We start from the raw sequence: 625 nt of genomic DNA, 5'->3' as shown, positions 1-625 counted from the left end.
TTACCCCCCGCCGCCCGCCGCCGGCTTCCCGGCGCACAGCAACGCGTTCTTCAGCTGGTTCCGCAACCTCGGCGTTTCCCGCGGGCAGGACCGCTGGATTGGCGGGGTAGCCTCCGGCGTCGCGCACCGGATCGGGCTGGACCCGATCCTGGTCCGCGGGCTGTTCATCCTGCTCGCCGTCTTCGGCGGCATCGGCGTGCTGCTCTACGGCGTGGCCTGGGCCCTGCTGCCCGAGCCGGACGGCCGGATCCATGCGGAAGAAGCCGGCCGCAGCAACTGGACGGCAGGCATGACCGGCGCGGTGATCTTCACGGCCCTCGGCGTGTTCAGCCGCCCGTTCAGCTGGATCTTCGGGTTCAACAACGACGGCGGCTGGGGCTTCGGCGGCTTCGTCTGGGCCGTGATCTGGCTGGGCGCGGTGGGGTTCTTCATCTACTGGCTCGCCACGCGCAACAAGGCAGGCGCACCGGATTCGGCACCGACCGGAGCGGACGGCTTCCCGCCTGCGCCGGCCACCGGCAGCGGTACCTCCGCCTACTACGGCGCCCCCGGCACCACCGGAACCACCGGAACCACCGGCGCCGCCTACGGTTCGACGCCGGCTTCCGCGACCGGATACGGCAAC

1 protein-coding gene is annotated in these 625 nt (G+C 71.5%); it reads left to right on the top strand.

The features are described from left to right. Window positions 1-625, top strand: a 625-nt coding sequence (locus tag AC5RUJ_RS17940) for a PspC domain-containing protein (RefSeq protein WP_494156478.1), incomplete at both ends; no start/stop codon positions are given.

The sequence above is a fragment of the Arthrobacter sp. Y3223164 genome (assembly GCF_059091005.1).
The sequence above is the reverse complement of the archived record's forward strand: the minus strand, read 5'-3'. Positions and strand labels throughout refer to the sequence as shown.